General features: G+C 69.5%; 13 protein-coding genes. 8 read left to right on the top strand and 5 right to left on the bottom strand.

Features of this window, described 5'->3' with window-relative positions; genetic code table 11:
- Positions 1-62: 62 nt before the first annotated feature.
- From H629_RS0100565 to hpaD, 6 genes are all read left to right on the top strand, one after another.
- Complete coding sequence (locus H629_RS0100565) at positions 63-848, top strand: fumarylacetoacetate hydrolase family protein (RefSeq protein WP_024355412.1); 786 nt, start codon at positions 63-65, stop codon at positions 846-848.
- Complete coding sequence (locus H629_RS0100570; RefSeq protein WP_024355413.1) at positions 833-1,651, top strand: HpcH/HpaI aldolase family protein; 819 nt, start codon at positions 833-835, stop codon at positions 1,649-1,651. Before H629_RS0100565 ends, H629_RS0100570 begins: the two co-directional genes overlap by 16 nt.
- Positions 1,652-1,838: 187 nt before the next feature.
- Complete coding sequence (locus H629_RS0100575) at positions 1,839-3,338, top strand: fumarylacetoacetate hydrolase family protein (protein WP_024355414.1); 1,500 nt, start codon at positions 1,839-1,841, stop codon at positions 3,336-3,338.
- A 2-nt stretch (positions 3,339-3,340) separates the two neighbouring features.
- Positions 3,341-4,027 (top strand): GntR family transcriptional regulator, encoded by a 687-nt coding sequence (locus tag H629_RS0100580; protein WP_024355415.1) that lies wholly within the window; start codon positions 3,341-3,343, stop codon positions 4,025-4,027.
- Between the two features lie 49 nt (positions 4,028-4,076).
- Positions 4,077-5,573 carry a 5-carboxymethyl-2-hydroxymuconate semialdehyde dehydrogenase gene (gene hpaE / locus H629_RS0100585; protein WP_024355416.1) on the top strand — a complete coding sequence of 499 codons (1,497 nt, stop codon included), beginning with the start codon at positions 4,077-4,079 and terminating at the stop codon, positions 5,571-5,573.
- Positions 5,574-5,655: 82 nt separating this feature from the next.
- Entirely contained in the window at positions 5,656-6,798 is a 1,143-nt protein-coding gene (gene hpaD / locus H629_RS0100590; protein ID WP_024355417.1) for a 3,4-dihydroxyphenylacetate 2,3-dioxygenase, read from the top strand.
- Positions 6,799-6,911: 113 nt separating this feature from the next.
- On the opposite strand, the gene H629_RS0100595 is transcribed toward hpaD, so the two are convergent.
- Together H629_RS0100595 and H629_RS0100600 are read right to left on the bottom strand one after the other, a co-directional pair.
- On the bottom strand, positions 6,912-7,517 hold the full coding sequence (locus H629_RS0100595) for a TetR/AcrR family transcriptional regulator (protein WP_024355418.1): 606 nt from the start codon (positions 7,515-7,517) through the stop codon (positions 6,912-6,914).
- Positions 7,518-7,546: 29 nt separating this feature from the next.
- Positions 7,547-9,022: an APC family permease gene (locus H629_RS0100600; protein ID WP_024355419.1), complete on the bottom strand. Its 1,476-nt coding sequence runs from the start codon at positions 9,020-9,022 to the stop codon at positions 7,547-7,549.
- Positions 9,023-9,129: 107 nt separating this feature from the next.
- On the opposite strand from H629_RS0100600, the gene H629_RS0100605 reads away from it, so the two are divergent.
- Positions 9,130-10,287 (top strand): DmpA family aminopeptidase, encoded by a 1,158-nt coding sequence (locus H629_RS0100605; RefSeq protein ID WP_024355420.1) that lies wholly within the window; start codon positions 9,130-9,132, stop codon positions 10,285-10,287.
- A gap of 54 nt (positions 10,288-10,341) precedes the next feature.
- Here H629_RS0100605 and H629_RS0100610 read toward each other — a convergent pair whose 3' ends face one another.
- The gene (locus tag H629_RS0100610) at positions 10,342-11,835 is read right to left on the bottom strand and encodes an APC family permease (protein ID WP_024355421.1); all 1,494 of its coding nucleotides are present in this window, start codon (positions 11,833-11,835) and stop codon (positions 10,342-10,344) included.
- 434 nt (positions 11,836-12,269) lie between these two features.
- Here H629_RS0100610 and H629_RS0100615 point away from each other — a divergent pair, with 434 nt between their 5' ends.
- Positions 12,270-13,808: an APC family permease gene (locus H629_RS0100615; RefSeq protein WP_024355422.1), complete on the top strand. Its 1,539-nt coding sequence runs from the start codon at positions 12,270-12,272 to the stop codon at positions 13,806-13,808.
- A gap of 257 nt (positions 13,809-14,065) precedes the next feature.
- On the opposite strand, the gene H629_RS0100620 is transcribed toward H629_RS0100615, so the two are convergent.
- Both H629_RS0100620 and glmU read right to left on the bottom strand, forming a co-directional pair.
- Positions 14,066-15,043 carry a ribose-phosphate diphosphokinase gene (locus H629_RS0100620; RefSeq protein WP_024355423.1) on the bottom strand — a complete coding sequence of 326 codons (978 nt, stop codon included), beginning with the start codon at positions 15,041-15,043 and terminating at the stop codon, positions 14,066-14,068.
- 3 nt (positions 15,044-15,046) lie between these two features.
- Positions 15,047-16,489: a bifunctional UDP-N-acetylglucosamine diphosphorylase/glucosamine-1-phosphate N-acetyltransferase GlmU gene (gene glmU / locus H629_RS0100625; protein WP_024355424.1), complete on the bottom strand. Its 1,443-nt coding sequence runs from the start codon at positions 16,487-16,489 to the stop codon at positions 15,047-15,049.
- Positions 16,490-16,659: the final 170 nt, after the last annotated feature.

Consider the following 16,659-nt stretch of genomic DNA (forward strand, 5'->3'; position numbering starts at 1 on the left):
CACAGTCAGGCGACGCGGGGCTGCAGAGCGCAGCACCGCGCACACGCAGAAACGGAGGCCTCGTGCTCGAGCAGTCACAGATCGAATCCATCGCGGATGAACTGGTGCAGGCGGACAAGGATCGCGCGATCCTGCCGAAGCTCACCTCCCGCTACCCCGGCATGGTGATCGAGGATTCGTACGCCATCCAGAAGGTGTGGTCGGATCGCCGGATCGCGGCAGGAGCCCGCCTCGTCGGGCACAAGATCGGCCTCACCTCGAAGGTGATGCAGGTCGCGACCGGCATCTCCGAACCCGACTACGGCGTGATCCACGACGACATGGTCTACGAATCCGGATCGGTGCTCGAGTTCGACCGCTACTCGAACGTGCGCATCGAGGTCGAACTCGCCTTCGTGCTCTCGAAGCCGCTCTCGGGCCCGGGCACCACGATCTTCGACGTGCTCGACGCCACCGCCTACGTGGTGCCCGCCCTCGAGGTGCTCAACTCGCACCTGGAGCTCGAGGGCCGCACCATCGTAGACACCATCAGCGACAACGCCGCGATGGGCGCGATGGTGCTGGGCGGCCGCCCCGTGAAGGCCGACGAGCTCGACCTCACCTGGGCGAAGGCGCTGCTCTACCGCAACGAGACCATCGAGGACTCCGGCGTCGCCGGGGCGGTGCTCGGTCACCCCGCGCTCGGAGTGGCCTGGCTCGCGAACAAGCTCGCCCAGCACGGGCAGACTCTCGAAGCGGGCGAGATCATCCTCGCGGGCTCGTTCACCAAGCCCATGTGGGTCGAGCGCGGCGACACCGTGCACGCCGATTACCACGAGCTGGGATCGGTGACATGCCGATTCGTGTAGAGCTTCCCGCGACCCTGCGCGAACGCCTCGACGCGGCGGACCGCCCGCTCATCGGCCTGTGGGCCTGCGCCGGCAGCCCCATCACCGCCGAGATCGTGGCCGGCAGCGGCTGCGACTGGGTGCTGCTCGACGCCGAGCACTCCCCCAACGGACTCGAGTCGGTGCTCGCGCAGCTCTACGCGATGTCGGCCTACCCCGTGGCACCCCTCGTGCGCCCGCCGTACGGGGACACCGTCACCATCAAACAGTTCCTCGACCTCGGCGCGCAGAACCTGCTGATCCCGATGGTCGACTCCGCCGAGCAGGCCGCCGAGATCGTGCGGGCGGTGCGCTACCCGGACGGCTCGGCCGGCGGCGGGGTGCGCGGCGTCGGCTCGGCGCTCGCCCGCTCGGCCCGCTGGAATCGGGTGGAGGGATATCTCGGCCGCGCCTCGGAGACGATCAGCCTGACGGTGCAGATCGAGTCGGCGACCGCCATCGCGGACGTCGAGCGGATCGTGGCGGTCGACGGGATCGATGCGATCTTCGTCGGCCCCTCCGACCTCGCGGCGTCGATGGGGCTGCTCGGGCAGCAGAATCACCCCGAGGTGGTGGAGTCGGTGCTGCGCGCGATCGCCGCCGGCGTCGCCGCGGGCAAGCCGGTGGGCGTCAACGCCTTCGTGCCGGCCGACGCCGAGCGCTACATCGCGGCCGGCGCCTCCTTCGTCGCCGTGGGCGCGGATGTCGCGATCCTCGCCCGCCAGACCGAGGCCATGGTGGATCGCTTCACGGGCGCGGGCACCGCAGAGCGCTCCAGCTACTAGCACCCGCCTCACCCGAAGCACGGAGTCCCGAAATGCCGATCGCAGAGGCGAAGCAGCAGCCGTTCGGGGCTCCGTGCCAGGGGAAGCGGCGGGTCGCGCCCAGCACTTCCCAAAACCGCCCAGATCGTATACGATAAGAAATACAACGAGCCCCGTCCCCGGACGGAGCCAGATGAGCGAGGTAGCCATGACGTACGGAATCGAGACCCCCGGCAAGATCATTGCCGTCCATCTCAACTATCCGTCGCGGATCGCGCAGCGCGGCCGCACCCCCGCATTCCCCTCCTACTTCTTCAAGCCGGCTTCCTCGCTGGCCCCCACGGGCAGCACGATCGAGCGCCCCGCGGGCACCGAGCTGCTCGCCTTCGAGGGCGAGGTCGCCCTCGTCATCGGTGAACCAGCCCGCTGGGTCTCCCCCGAGGACGGCTGGAAGCACGTCGCCTTCGTCACCGCCGCCAACGACTTCGGCCTCTACGACCTGCGCGCCGCAGACAAGGGCTCCAACGTGCGCAACAAGGGCGGCGACGGCTACACCCCCGTCGGCCCGGCCGCGATCCCCACCGACGGCATCGGCCAGGATCAGTGGCGCGTGCGCACCTGGGTCAACGGCGAGCTCGCGCAGGACGACACGAGCGACACCCTCAAGTTCCCCTTCGGCCAGCTCGTCGCCGACCTCTCGCAGCACATGACCCTCGAGACCGGCGACGTCATCCTCACGGGCACTCCCGCGGGCTCATCGGTCGTGATCCCCGGCGACGTCGTCGAGGTCGAGGTCGACGCGCCGAACGCGCCCGGCGCACCCTCCACCGGCCGCCTCATCACCACCGTCACCCAGGGCGAGCACGCCTTCGGCGACTTCGGCAACACGCCCGCCGTCGACGACAAGCAGCGCATCGAGGCGTGGGGCAGCGAGGACGAGCACGCGGCCGCGGTCGCCGCCGGCCGCGCCACCCCGCTCGACGAGCAGCCCGAGTCGAGCCCCCTCACCGCCGAGATCCGCGAACTGCTCGACGGCGTGGCCGTGGCCACCGTCTCCGCCGCACTGCGCAAGCGCGGCTACGTCGACATCTTCATCGACGGCGTGCACCCGAACCACGAGGGCGACACGATCCTCGGCACCGCGAAGACCCTGCGCTTCATCCCCTTCCGCCCCGACCTGTTCAAGCAGCACGGCGGCGGCTTCAACGCCCAGAAGCGCGCCTTCGACACCGTGAACGAGGGCGAGGTGCTCGTCGTCGAGGCCCGCGGCATCCCCTCCACCGGCACCGTGGGCGACGTGCTCGCTCTGCGCGCCCAGGTGCGCGGCGCCTCCGGCATCGTCACCGACGGCGGCGTGCGCGACTTCGCAGCCGTGCAGCAGTTCGACATCCCCGTCTTCTCGCAGGGCGCGCACCCCAGCGTGCTCGGCCGGCGCCACGTGCCGTGGGAGACCGACGTCACCATCGCCTGCGGCGGCGCAGCCGTGCAGCCCGGCGACATCATCATGGGCGACCGCGACGGCGTCATCGTGATCCCGCCCTTCCTGCTCGACGAAGTGGCCCGCGAGGCCGCCGCGCAGGAGGAGGCCGACGCGTGGGTCGCCGAGCAGGTCGCCCAGGGCGCCCCCGTCGACGGTCTCTTCCCGATGAACGCCGAGTGGAAGGCGAAGTACGAGGCCGCGCGCGGCGAGAAGGAAGCGCAGGCGTAGTCATGGCCACCGAATCGAAGTCCGAGCGCGCGTACCGCCTGGTCCGAAGCCGGATCGACAGCGGCCAGTACGTGCCCGGCTACCGGCTCGTGCTCGCCACCATCGCGAACGAGCTCGACATGTCGGTCGTGCCGGTGCGCGAGGCGATCCGCCGCCTCGAGGCCGAACAGCTCGTCACCTTCGAGCGCAACGTCGGCGCGCAGGTCTCGCTCGTCAAGGAGACCGAGTACCTGCACACCATGCAGACCCTCGCGCTCGTCGAGGGCGCGGCGACCGGTCTCGCCGCGCCGCACATCACGGCCGACCAGATCACCCGCGCCCGCGCCGTCAACGAGACCATGCGCGAGTCGCTCACCGCCTTCGATCCGCTGCGCTTCACCGAGCTCAACCTCGAGTTCCACAGCGTGCTGTTCGAAACCTGCCCCAACCCTCACATCCTCGACCTCGTGCACCGCGGCTGGAACCGCATGAAGGTGCTGCGCAACTCGTCCTTCAGCTTCGTGCCCGGGCGAGCGCAGGAATCGGTCGAGGAGCACGAACGGCTCCTGCAGCTCATCGAGAGCCGCGCGGATCCGCTCGACATCGAGATGGTGGCTCGCGCCCACCGCACCGCCACCCTCGAAGCCGTGCTCACCCACTCGGAGGAGCACAAGCACGCGGCCGACCGTCACCCGATCCAGGCCGCCTGACCATCCCCCACAGACCCACCACCGAAACCCCATCACCGGAGGCGAAAGCATGACCCAGGAAAAGCCCGCAGGGCTGCCAGACAAAATCCGCCACTTCATCGACGGCAAGCACGTCGACTCGGTCGGCGGCGAAGAGTTCGAGGTGCTCAACCCCGTCACCAACGAGACCTACATCATGGCCGCCTCGGGCCAGAAGGCCGACATCGACCTCGCGGTCGCCGCAGCGAAGCGCGCGTTCGAAGAGGGCCCCTGGCCGAAGATGAAGCCGCGCGAGCGCTCGCGCATCCTGCACAAGGTCGCCGACATCGTCGAGTCGCGTGACGAGCAGCTCGCGCAGTTCGAGAGCTTCGACTCGGGCCTGCCGATCACGCAGGCCAAGGGTCAGGCGCGTCGCGCGGCCGAGAACTTCCGCTTCTTCGCCGACCTGATCGTGGCGCAGCACGACGACACCTTCAAGGTGCCCGGCGTGCAGATCAACTACGTGAACCGCAAGCCGATCGGCGTCGCGGGTCTCATCACCCCGTGGAACACCCCCTTCATGCTCGAGTCGTGGAAGCTCGGCCCCGCCCTCGCGACCGGCAACACCGTCGTGCTGAAGCCGGCCGAGTTCACCCCGCTCTCGGCATCGCTCTGGGGCGAGATCTTCCGCGAGGCCGGCGTCCCCGACGGCGTCTTCAACCTCGTCGGCGGCTTCGGCGAGTCGGCGGGCGACTCGCTCGTCAAGCACCCCGACGTGCCGCTCATCTCGTTCACGGGCGAGAGCCGCACCGGCCAGATCATCTTCGGCAACTCGGCGCCCTTCCTCAAGGGTCTGTCGATGGAGCTCGGCGGCAAGAGCCCCGCGGTCGTCTTCGACGACGCCGACCTCGAGACCGCGCTCGACGCCACGGTCTTCGGCGTGTTCAGCCTGAACGGCGAGCGCTGCACCGCCGGCAGCCGCATCCTCGTGCAGCGCGGCATCTACGACGAGTTCGTGGAGCGCTACGCCGAGCGCACCAAGAACATCGTGGTGGGTCTCCCCTCGGACCCGAAGACCGAGGTGGGCGCGATCGTGCACCCCGAGCACTACGAGAAGGTCATGAGCTACGTCGAGATCGGCAAGAGCGAGGGCCGCCTCATCGCCGGCGGCGGCCGTCCGGAGGGCTTCCCCGAGGGCAACTTCGTCGCCCCGACCGCCTTCGCCGACGTCTCGCCCGACGCCCGCATCTTCCAGGAGGAGATCTTCGGCCCCGTGGTCGCGATCACGCCCTTCGACACCGAGGAGGAGGCGCTCGAGCTCGCCAACAACACCAAGTACGGTCTCGCGGCCTACATCTGGACCTCCGATCTGAAGCGCGCGCACAACTTCGCGCACGCGGTCGAGGCCGGCATGGTGTGGCTCAACTCGAACAACCTGCGCGACCTGCGCACCCCGTTCGGCGGCGTGAAGGCCTCGGGCCTCGGTCACGAGGGCGGCTACCGCTCGATCGACTTCTACACCGATCAGCAGGCCGTGCACATCACGCTCGGCACCGCCCACTTCCCCCGCTTCGGCGCCGGCAACTAACCCATCGGGGTCCGGGCCGCCTCCGATGCGCGGTCCGGATCCTGCCCCTCCCCCCTCACTCACACACAGCAAGGACGCTCCCATGGCAAAACTCAACGAAAGCGACAAGACCTCCTCGGGCTTCTGGGTCACTACCGAGGCCCCGATCGAGACCGACAACCCCGTCACGACCCCGCAGGCGGAGGCGCCCGACATCCTGCGCTGCGCCTACATGGAGCTCGTCGTCACCGACCTCGCCGCATCGCGCGAGTTCTACGTCGACGTGCTCGGCCTCTACGTGACCGAGGAAGACGACGATGCGATCTACCTCCGCTCGACCGAGGAGTTCATCCACCACAACCTCGTGCTGCGCAAGGGTCCGGTCGCTGCGGTCGCCGCATTCTCGTACCGCGTGCGCACCCCCGAGGATCTCGACAAGGCTGTCGCCTTCTACACCGAGCTCGGCTGCGATGTGCGCCGCAACGAGCAGGGCTTCGTGAAGGGCATCGGCGATTCGGTGCGCGTGGTCGATCCGCTCGGCTTCCCCTACGAGTTCTTCTACCAGACCGAGCACGTCGAGCGTCTCGCGTGGCGCTACGACCTGCAGAAGCCGGGCGAGCTCGTGCGTCTCGATCACTTCAACCAGGTCACCCCCGACGTGCCCCGTGCGGTGCGCCACTACCAGGATCTCGGCTTCCGCGTCACGGAGGACATCCAGGACAACGAGGGCACCGTCTACGCCGCGTGGCTGCGCCGCAAGCCGACCGTGCACGACACCGCCGCCACCGGTGGCGACGGCCCTCGCATGCACCACGTCGCCTTCGCGACCCACGAGAAGCACAACATCCTCGCGATCTGCGACAAGCTCGGCGCGCTGCGTCTCAGCGACCACATCGAGCGCGGGCCCGGCCGCCACGGCGTCTCCAACGCGTTCTACCTGTACCTGCGCGATCCCGACGGCCACCGCGTCGAGATCTACACCCAGGACTACTACACCGGCGACCCCGACAACCCGGTCGTCACCTGGGACGTGCACGACAACCAGCGCCGCGACTGGTGGGGCAACCCCGTCGTGCCGTCGTGGTACACCGATGCCTCGCTCGTGCTCGACCTCGACGGCAAGCCGCAGCCGGTCGTGGCCCGCACCGACGACAGCGAGATGGCCGTGACCATCGGCGCCGACGGCTTCTCGTACACCCGCGAGGGCGACGATGTGAAGGGCTTCAAGCTCGGCGAGACGCTCTAGGGAGCAGTTCGCGAAGGGCCCGGGCGCAGTGCGCGCCCGGGCCCTTCGGCGTGCGGGGGCGGATCCCGGACCGTCCGCGAGGCCGGCCGGTGCCGGGCCGAGCGGTGCGAGCGCTACTGCTCCCGCGGCGCAATGCCGAGCGCGAGCTCGGCGTAGCTGCGCACCGCGGCGCGGCACTCCTCCCGCGGGGTGCGGTCGCCCACGAGCGGGTAGAGGTCGTAGGCGTCCTCGAGCGCGACGAGGTTGCGGGCGATGACGCCCGGCGGCGATGCGAGGGCGAACTCCCCCGTGCCCGCCCCGATCTCGATGAGGGTGCGGTAGAGCATGATCTGGCGCTCGGTGAGGGCGCGGTGCGCGGGCAGGTACTCGGGGTGCTCGGCGAGGATCGGCACGCTCTCGTACACGTAGCGCAGCTCGTCGCTGATCTCGTCGGGCACGCCCGCGTCGATGAGGGCGTAGATGCGCTCGGTGGCGCTCTCGGGGCGGTCGATGATGCGCTGGCGGCGCTCACTGAACTGCTCCATCGCGCCGGCGAGCGCGGTGATCTGCAGCTCGTTGAGACTCGCGAAGTAGTGCAGCACGTTGGCCGGGCTCATCTCGGCCTCGGCCGCGACGGAGCGCACGTTGACCGATCTGCGGGGCCGCGACCGGGCGACCCGCCAGAACGCGCGGATGATGTCTTCGCGGCGTTCGTGGCGGCGTCGCGCGGTCGCGTTCATGGTGTCAGCCTACCGGCCTCCGGGCGCCCTCACTCCGTGACGGGCTGGGGCACGACCTTCACCGATTCGGTGAGGCTCGCGTAGTAGGCGGGCTTGCGCCGCTTGAGCACGAGGCCCACGATGATGCCGCCGATGAAGAGGATCGGCGTCGGCAGCAGCAGCACCTGGTTGATGGGACCTTCGAGCCCGGTGACCACCTCGAAGTTCGTCACGATGAGGATGTAGCCGACGATGAGGCCGACCGCGCCGATGGCCGGGGCCACGATGACGCGCCACGCGCTGTGACCGCGGCGATCCTTCACGAAGTACCAGACCACCGCGACCGCGGTGACGGCCTGCGCGAAGACGAGCCCCTGCACGCCGGTCGCGTAGGTCCAGATGGCGAGCCCGAGGAACGGGTCGGCGCGCAGCAGCAGGGCGACCACGACGGCGAGCAGCGAGATCGCCGAGAGCGTGAGGCTCGCGAGGGCCGGCGACTGGCTGCGGGCGCTCGCGCGGCCGAGGGCCCGCGGCAGCAGTCCCTCGCGGCCGAGCGAGAAGAGGTAGCGGGTGCAGGCGTTGTGGAAGGCGAGCACGCAGGCGAAGAAGCTGGTGACGATGAGGATCTTCATGACGAACGCCGCCCAGGCGCCGGCGTAGTCGCCCGTGCCCTCGATGACGAGCGTCTCGAATGCGTCGCTGCGGGCGAGCTCGATGAGGCCGTCGGCTCCGAAGGCGAGGGTGAGGATCCAGAAGGTGAAGGCGTAGAACAGTCCGAGGAAGGCGATCGCGATGATGGTGGCGCGGGGCACGGTGCGCTCGGGGCGCTTCGCCTCCTCCGCGTAGATCGCGGTGCTCTCGAAGCCGAGATAGGCGCCGAAACCGATCACGAAGAGCGCACCGGCGCCCGGGGCGAAGAACACGTTCTGCGGGTCGAAGGAGGCGAGGCTGGCGGGCTCGGGGCCGCCGTCGGCGAGCACCGACACGGCGAGCACGAGCAGGATCGCGACCTCGAGGGTGAGCAGCACGGCGAGCACCTTCGCGCCCACGTCGACCTTGTTGTAGCCGAGCAGCCCCACGATGAGCACCGCGGCGATCGAGTAGACGCCCCAGTGCAGTTCGAGCCCGAAGAGCTCGGCGAAGGTGAACTCGGCGAAGAAGCCGATGAAGCCGTAGAAGCAGACGACGAGCGCCACGTAGGCGAACACCGTCACCGAGGAGACCCCGAGGCCCGCCGGCTTGCCGAGCCCGCGCGACACGTACGCGTAGAAGGCGCCGGCGTTGCGCACGCTCTGCGACATGGCGGTGAAGCCGAGCGCGAAGCAGATGAGCACGGCGCCGGCGAAGAGGATGGCACCGGGGGCGCCGATGCCGCCCATGCGGAACGAGGTGATCGCGCCGCTGACGATGACGGTGAGCGGCGCCGCCGCGGAGATCACGAAGAAGACGATGTCCCAGGTGCCGAGTCGGCCGGCGGCGAGCGCTCCGTCCTTCGTCGCCGTTACTGTGGTGGACGGTGCTGACATGTCGACTCCCTCGTCATCGGATCGCAGAGGCTTTCTCGAACACTGATCGAACAATCGCTTTCATCGCCTCTGAACGGTAGTGTAATCACAAACGGAAGGATTAAACAATGTTCAATACTTCGGAGCCCTCGCCCGAGCAGCCGCAGCAGCAGCCGCAGTCGCCGCGCGCCCGCGACCTCGGCGTGCCCCTCGACGGAGAGCCGGGCCCGCTGAACGCCATCACCGACGTGCCGGGCCTCGAGGTCGGATTCGTCACGATCGCGGAGGACGCCCCTGTCGTCTCGCGCACCGGCGTCACCGCGATCCTGCCCCGCGGCCGCAAGCGAGCGGGGCTCCCCTGCGCCGCCGGCGTCGCAGTCCTCAACGGCAACGGCGAGCTCACCGGCCGCAGCTGGATCGAGGAGTCCGGCCAGCTGCAGGCGCCCATCGCCATCACCAACTCGCACGCCGTGGGCGCGGTGCACCGAGGCATCGACCGCTGGATGGCCGCGCACCACCCCGAGAGCGCGGCGGCGTGGATGCTGCCCGTCGTGGGAGAGACCTGGGACGGCTACCTCAACTCGATCAACGCCGACACGGTGCACCCCGAGCACGCCGAGCAGGCCCTCGACTCGGCGTGCGGCGGACCGCTCGCCGAGGGGAGCGTCGGCGGCGGCACCGGCATGAACTGCTACGGCTTCAAGGGCGGCACCGGCACCGCCTCGCGCACCGTGCGGATCGGCGACGAGTCCTACACTGTGGGCGTGCTGCTGCAGGCCAACTTCGGCTCGCGCGAAGAGCTCAAGGTCGTCGGCCGCCCGCTCGGCCGCGCATCGCAGGCCCCCAACCCGATGGAGACGAGCGACTGGTTCGGCCGGGAGCTCGCGGGCGCCCGCGCCGTCCCCGGCGCCGGCAGCGTCATCGTGGTCGTCGCCACCGACGCACCCCTGCTCCCCGACCAGTGCGAGGCCCTCGCCCGCCGCGTACCGCTCGGCCTCGCCCGCACGGGCACGACCGGCAGCCACTTCTCCGGGGACATCTTCCTCGCCTTCTCCACGGCCAACGAGGGCTCTTTCGGATCGCGGATGGCGGCGGGGCCCGTGGTGGAGCAGATCGCCCACCTCGCCTGGGGCCGCATCGATCCACTCTTCACCGGCGTCGTCGAGGCGACCGAGGAGGCCGTGCTCAACGCCCTCGTCGCCGCGCGCGACACCGTCGGCCGCAACGGCCACGAGAGCTTCGCGCTGCCCCACGACGAGGTGCGGGCCGCGTTCATCGCGGCGTGAGGGGGTGCGAGCGGGCCCGGCCCGGGCCCGCTCGCACCGCTCGCACCGCTCGGATCACTCGGGCGCGCCGGCGCCCTCCAGCTCCTCGAACCTCTCGAGATCCTGCGACAGGCTCGCGTAGGTCTCCGGCCGCTTCGTCTGCAGATAGCGGGCGTAGATCACGCCGCCGACCACCGCGAGCACCAGCACCCAGGGCAGCATGAGCACGTACAGCGCGCTCGACCCGGCGACGAGGTCGAAGTTGACGATGGCCATGACGCTGAAGAGCAGCAGCGCGAGGAAGCCGAGACCGGGCGCGACGAGGGTGCTCCAGATGCGCGGATCGCGCTTGCGGCGGAAGTAGACCACCACGGCGAGCGCTGCGATCGCCTGCACGATCATGATCGAGAGCGTGCCGAATCCGAGCCCCACCGGCACCAGGGTCGCCACCGGCGGCAGCGGGTTGCCCTCGGGGTCGGTCTCGACGAAGACCGCGAAGATGCCCGCGATGACGAGCGCGAAGATCAGGTTCACGGCGAGGCCGCGCTGGGGCGCCCCCTTCGCGTTGGTCTGCGCGAGCCAGGCGGGCAGCACCCGGGCGCGGCCGAGCGCGTAGAGGTAGCGCGCGGCCGAGTTGTGGAAGGCGAGCTGCGCCGCGAACAGGCTGACCACGAGCAGCACGATGGCGACGATTCCCATCACCGGCCCGAGGTACTGGTCCATGAGCATGAGGGTGAGGTCGCCGCCCTCGAGGTGGTCGAGCCCGGCCTGCTGCGCGTCGAAGACGCCGAGCGCGCTCACGATCGCCCACGCGCCGAAGGCGTGCAGGGCGCCGATGAGGATGATCGCCACGTAGGTGGCGCGCGGGATCGTCTTGCGGGGCTCGCGCGCCTCCTCGCCGAACAGGGCCGTGGCCTCGAATCCGATGAACGCGGTGGCGACGAGCAGCAGCGCGATCCAGACGGATCCGCCCACCAGGATCTCGGGGCTGAATGCGAGGGTGATCGCCTGGATGTCGAAGCCCGTCGTGAAGAGCACCGAGAACGCGAAGGCGAGGATGAGCAGGATCTCGAGCACGAGCGCGACGCCGAGCACGACGGCGCTGACGTGGATGCCGGAGCGCGCGAGCAGGAAGACCACGACGCCCAGCACGACGCCGCAGAGGTACCAGTGCAGCTCGAAGCCGAAGATGACGGGCAGTGCCACCGCCCCGGTGAAGAAGCCGATGGTGCCGAGCGCGCCCGCGACGAAGACGTTGTAGCCGATGGTCGCGATGATGCCGGTGGTGAGACCCGCGGCCCGGCCGAGCCCCTTCACCGCGATGGCGTAGAAGCCGCCGGCGTTCGTGAGCTCCTTCGTCATCTGCGCGTAGCCGACCGCGAAGAGCAGCAGCGCGATCGCGACGATCACGACCGCGACGGGGGTGCCACCGCCGTTGCCGAAGGAGATCGCGAGCGGCAGCACCACGATCGCGACGGTGACCGGTGCGACCGCGGCGAGCACGAGGAAGACGATCGACGCGACGCCGAGCCTGTTCCTTGCGAGCTGGTTCTGAGAGGTGTCGTTCATGGGAGACTTCCTTGTTTCCGCGCTCCGGGGAGCCTGAGTGGTGTGAGGGTTCTCGATACCGCCGGATGCCGGGGACCCGGGATCTTCTCCGGATCCGCGGCAGCGGTGCCTCGGTCTCCGTCGACCGCGGCCCGGCGCTTCCGTGCCCTCTTCATAGCACGGGAAGCGCCGCAGCGGGAGTGCCCGTCACCGCGCCGCGCTCACAGTCAAGCGAACGGCCGGGATCCGCACTGGCGGTCAGGCCGTCCGTCGCCGTCGCGCCGGATCCGCCACTATCCATTTGGACAGCCATGCGCGCATCGTCAACTCCCGTGCGCCCTCCGCACAGCCTTCCCCTTCGATCTTTCCCTGTCGATTCATAGACTCAACACGAGCATGCCTCCGGCGCCATCCTCGGCGCACCGGCAACGCAGCCATCCCGAGAGGAAACCACCATGACCGCCCCAGCTGTCCCAACCGAAGCGCCGCACGACGCGGGGCTCAGCCGCCGCACACTCGGCGTGCCGGCCATCACCTTCATGATCATCGCGGCCTCCGCGCCGCTCACCGTCGTCGCCGGCGGCGTCACCACCTCCTTCGCCGTCACCGGCTCGCTCGGCGTGCCCCTCGGCTTCCTGCTCATCGCGGTGATCCTCACGGTCTTCGCCGTCGGGTACACCGCGATGGGCCGCTTCATCACCAACGCGGGCGCCTTCTACGCCTACATCTCGCGCGGCCTCGGCCGCCCGCTCGGCGTGGGCGCCTCGCTCATCGCCCTCGTCGCCTACAACGCGATGCAGGTCGGCATCTACGGCCTGTTCGGATTCCAGCTCTCCATGTTCCTCGAAGCGAAGTTCGGCTTCGCCTCGCCCTGGTGGCTCTGGATCCTGCTCTGCATCGTCGTCGTCGGCGTGCTCGGCGTCAACCGCGTCGACCTCTCCGCGAAGGTGCTCGGCGTGCTCGTCGGCCTCGAGTTCCTCGTCGTCATCATCTTCGACATCGTCTCGCTGAACGTCGCCCCCGAGGGCGTCTCCGCCGCCACCCTCGACCCCACCCACCTCTTCGGCCCCGCGCTCGGCATCATCCTCGTCTTCGGCGTGGCCGCGTTCATGGGCTTCGAGGGCGCCGCCATCTACGGCGAGGAGGCGAAGGATCCGAAGCGAACCGTGCCCCGGGCCACCTACGCGGCCGTCGCGATCATCGGCGTCTTCTACGCGTTCAGCGCCTGGGCCTTCTCCGTCGGCATCGGCCCGTCGAGCATCGTCGGCGCCTCGCAGGAGTTCGGCCCCGACCTCATGTTCGTGTTCATGGGCGAGCACACGAGCGTCATCTTCGCCGACATCATGACGCTGCTGTTCATCACGAGCCTCTTCGCGGCGCTCCAGTCGTTCCACAACGCAGTCGCGCGCTACTTCTTCTCGCTCGGCCGCGAAGGCGTGCTCCCCGCCTGGTTCGCGCACACCAGCAAGCACGGCGCCCCCTGGGCCGGATCGGTCGCGCAGACCGTCATCGCGGTCATCGTGGTGGCCGGCTTCGCACTCGCCGGCGACGCCTTCGGCGCCGCCGAATCGATGTTCGGCGAGATGGCGTTCCTCTACCCCGTGCTCACCATGTTCACCTGGCTGACCAACACGGGCGCCGCCGCGCTCGTGCTGCTCATGGCCATCATCGCGGCCGCCGTCATCGGCTTCTTCCGCCGCGACCGCCGCGGGCTGAGCGTCTGGACCACCCTCGTCGCCCCCGTCGTCTCGGGTCTCGCGCTGCTCTGGGTATTCATCATGATCCTCGCGAACTTCCAGCTGATGCTGGATCAGGATCAGCCCGATGCCACCACCTTCATCCTGCCCGGCCTGATCTTCGCCGCCGGCATCATCGGCATCGTGTGGGGCCTCGTGCTCCGCTCGCGCAAGCCCGAGGTCTACCAGCGGATCGGCCACGGCACCGAGCCCGGCGCCTACGGCACCGAGGTGCTCGACGTGGTCGACGAGCACTGATCGCACCGCGCAGCAACGGCTGAGGGCCCGGGAGCGATGCTCCCGGGCCCTCAGCCGTATCGTGGCGGGTGCCTGCGCTGGCGCGTGTGCCCTACGCCGCCGCCCCGCGCTTCGCTCCGTGGGCTGCCGCCGCGGGCGGCACCGCAGCCCGGCAAAACGCTGGCGCGTTCTGCTTCAGGCTGCCACCCCGCGCTTCGCTCCGTGGGCTGCCGCCATGGGCGGCACCGCAGCCCGGCAAAACGCTGGCGCGTTTTGCTTCAGGCTGCGCCCTCGAACATGCTCGTGACGGAGCCGTCCTCGAAGACCTCGTGGATCGCCTTCGCGAGCAGCGGGGCGATCGGCAGCACCGTGAGCTTGTCGAACTGCTTCTCCGGGCCGACCGGCAGCGTGTCGGTCACGACCACCTGATCGATGAAGTCCTGCGAGAGGTGCTCCGTCGCACGACCCGAGAAGATCGCGTGCGTGCAGGCAATCGTGACGCCCTTCGCGCCGTTCGCCTTCAGCGCCTCAGCCGCCTTCGCGATAGTGCCGCCCGTGTCGATCATGTCGTCGACCACCACGCACCAGCGATCCTTCACCTCGCCCACGATCTCGTGCACCGAGACCTGGTTCGGCACGAGCGGATCGCGGCGCTTGTGGATGATCGCGAGCGGCGCGTCGAGCTTGTCGCTCCACACGTCGGCGACGCGCACGCGGCCCATGTCCGGCGACACGACCGTGAGGTCGTCGCGGTCGATCGTGCGCTTGAAGTGGTCGAGCAGCACCGGCATCGCGAAGAGGTGATCCACGGGGCCGTCGAAGAAGCCCTGGATCTGCGGCGCATGCAGATCGACCGACATGATGCGGTCGGCGCCGGCCGCCTTGAAGAGGTCGGCGACGAGACGCGCCGAGATGGGCTCACGGCCGCGGCCCTTCTTGTCCTGACGCGAGTAGGGGTAGAACGGCGCCACCACCGTGATGCGCTTCGCGGAGGCCCGCTTGAGCGCGTCGACCATGATGAGCTGCTCCATGAGCCACTCGTTGATCGGGTTGGTGTGCGACTGGATCACGAACGCGTCGGCGCCGCGCACGCTCTCGTCGAACCGCGCGTACAGCTCGCCGTTCGCGAAGGTGCGCGCGTCGGTCGGGACGAGCTCGGCGCCGAGTTCGGCGGCCACCTGCTCGGCGAGCTCGGGGTACGCCCGGCCCGTGATGAGGACGAGCTTCTTCTGCCCCGCCATCTCGATCTTGCTCATGTACTACTTCCCGCCGTCCTTCGCAGTGTTCGATCGTTCCGCCGCTTTCGCGGTGCTCGTGCCGGGCCGGTGCTCGGCTACCCACCCCTCGATGTTGCGCTGCGGCGCCACGTTGAGCGCCAGCGACCCCGAGGGGACGTTCTTCCGCACGACCGTACCAGCGGCCGTGTACGTGCCATCCTCAATGGTAACGGGCGCGATCAGCACGTTCTTCGAGCCGATCCGCACACCGTCGCCCACGACGGACTGGTGCTTCTGCACGCCATCGTAGTTGGCGAAGATGGTGCCGGCGCCCACGTTGCTGTCCGAGCCGATCACCGCGTCGCCCACGTAGCTGAGATGCGGCACCTTGCTGGCGTCGCCGATCTTCGCGTTCTTGGTCTCGACGAACGCCCCGATCTTGCCGGCCTCCCCGAGCTCGGTGCCCGGCCGGATGTACGCGAACGGGCCGACGCTCGCGCCCGGGCCGAACACGGCCAGCGTGGCCTCGCTGCGGCGGATGCGGGCGCCCTCGCCCACCTCGCAGTCGACGAGCGTGGTGTCCGGGCCGATCACAGCCCCCGCCGAGATCGTCGTCGCGCCCTGCAGGAAGGTGCCGGGCAGGATCTCGGTGTCGGCCGCAATCGAGACGTCGGCGTCGATCCAGGTGGTGGCCGGATCCTGGATCGTGACACCGCTGCGCTGATGCTCGCGCACGATGCGGCGGTTCAGCTCGCGGCCGGCCTCGGAGAGCTGGGCCCGGTCATTGACCCCCGCGATGATCCACGGGTCGTCCGTGGCGACCGCCTCGACGGCCCCGCCGCCGGACAGAATGCGGGCCGCGGCGTCGGTGAGGTACTTCTCGCCCTGGGCGTTGTTCGTGTCGATCTGAGCGAGCGCCGACTCGAGCGCACGGCGCGCGAACACGTAGATGCCGCCGTTGATCTCGGTGATGCGGCGCTGCGCCTCCGTCGCGTCCTTCTCCTCGACGATGCCCGTGACCGAGCCGTTCGCATCGCGCAAGATGCGTCCGAGCCCCGTCGGGTTGTCGAAGATCGCCGACAGCATCGTCATGGCCCGGCCGCCGTCGAGGTGCCCGCGCACCAGGCGGTCGAGCGTGGCCGTGTCGATCAGGGGCACGTCGCCCGACAGCACCACGACCGAGCCCTCGAAGTGCTCGGGCAGCGCCGCGAGCGCCTGCTCGACCGCCCGGCCCGTACCGGGGACAGCATCCTGGTCGACGATCACGGTGTCGGGAGCATGATCGAGGATCGCCTCGGCCACCCGATCCCGGTCGTGCCGCACCACGGCGAGCACCTGCTGCGGCGACAGGCCGGCCGCGGTGTCGAGCACGTGCGCGATGAGCGAGCGGCCGCCGATCCGGTGCAGCACCTTCGGCAGCGACGACTTCATCCGCGTCCCCTGCCCCGCGGCGAGGATCACAACGGCGAGCGAGCGTTCTGGCATGGTGTGTCTCCTTCTCCCTGCACCGGAAAGGTCCGGATCGGCTCCCCAGGGTGTTCTACCGAGCGAGCTCGCTCTCCGCGCACGGAGAAGCTTCGCTGCACTTCAGCTCTGCCTGCGCTGGTGAGCGCAGGGCGGAACGGCGTTTCAATGCTACGCATCGAAACTCCGCT

Source organism: Leucobacter chironomi DSM 19883 (assembly GCF_000421845.1).
GTDB lineage: Bacteria > Actinomycetota > Actinomycetes > Actinomycetales > Microbacteriaceae > Leucobacter > Leucobacter chironomi.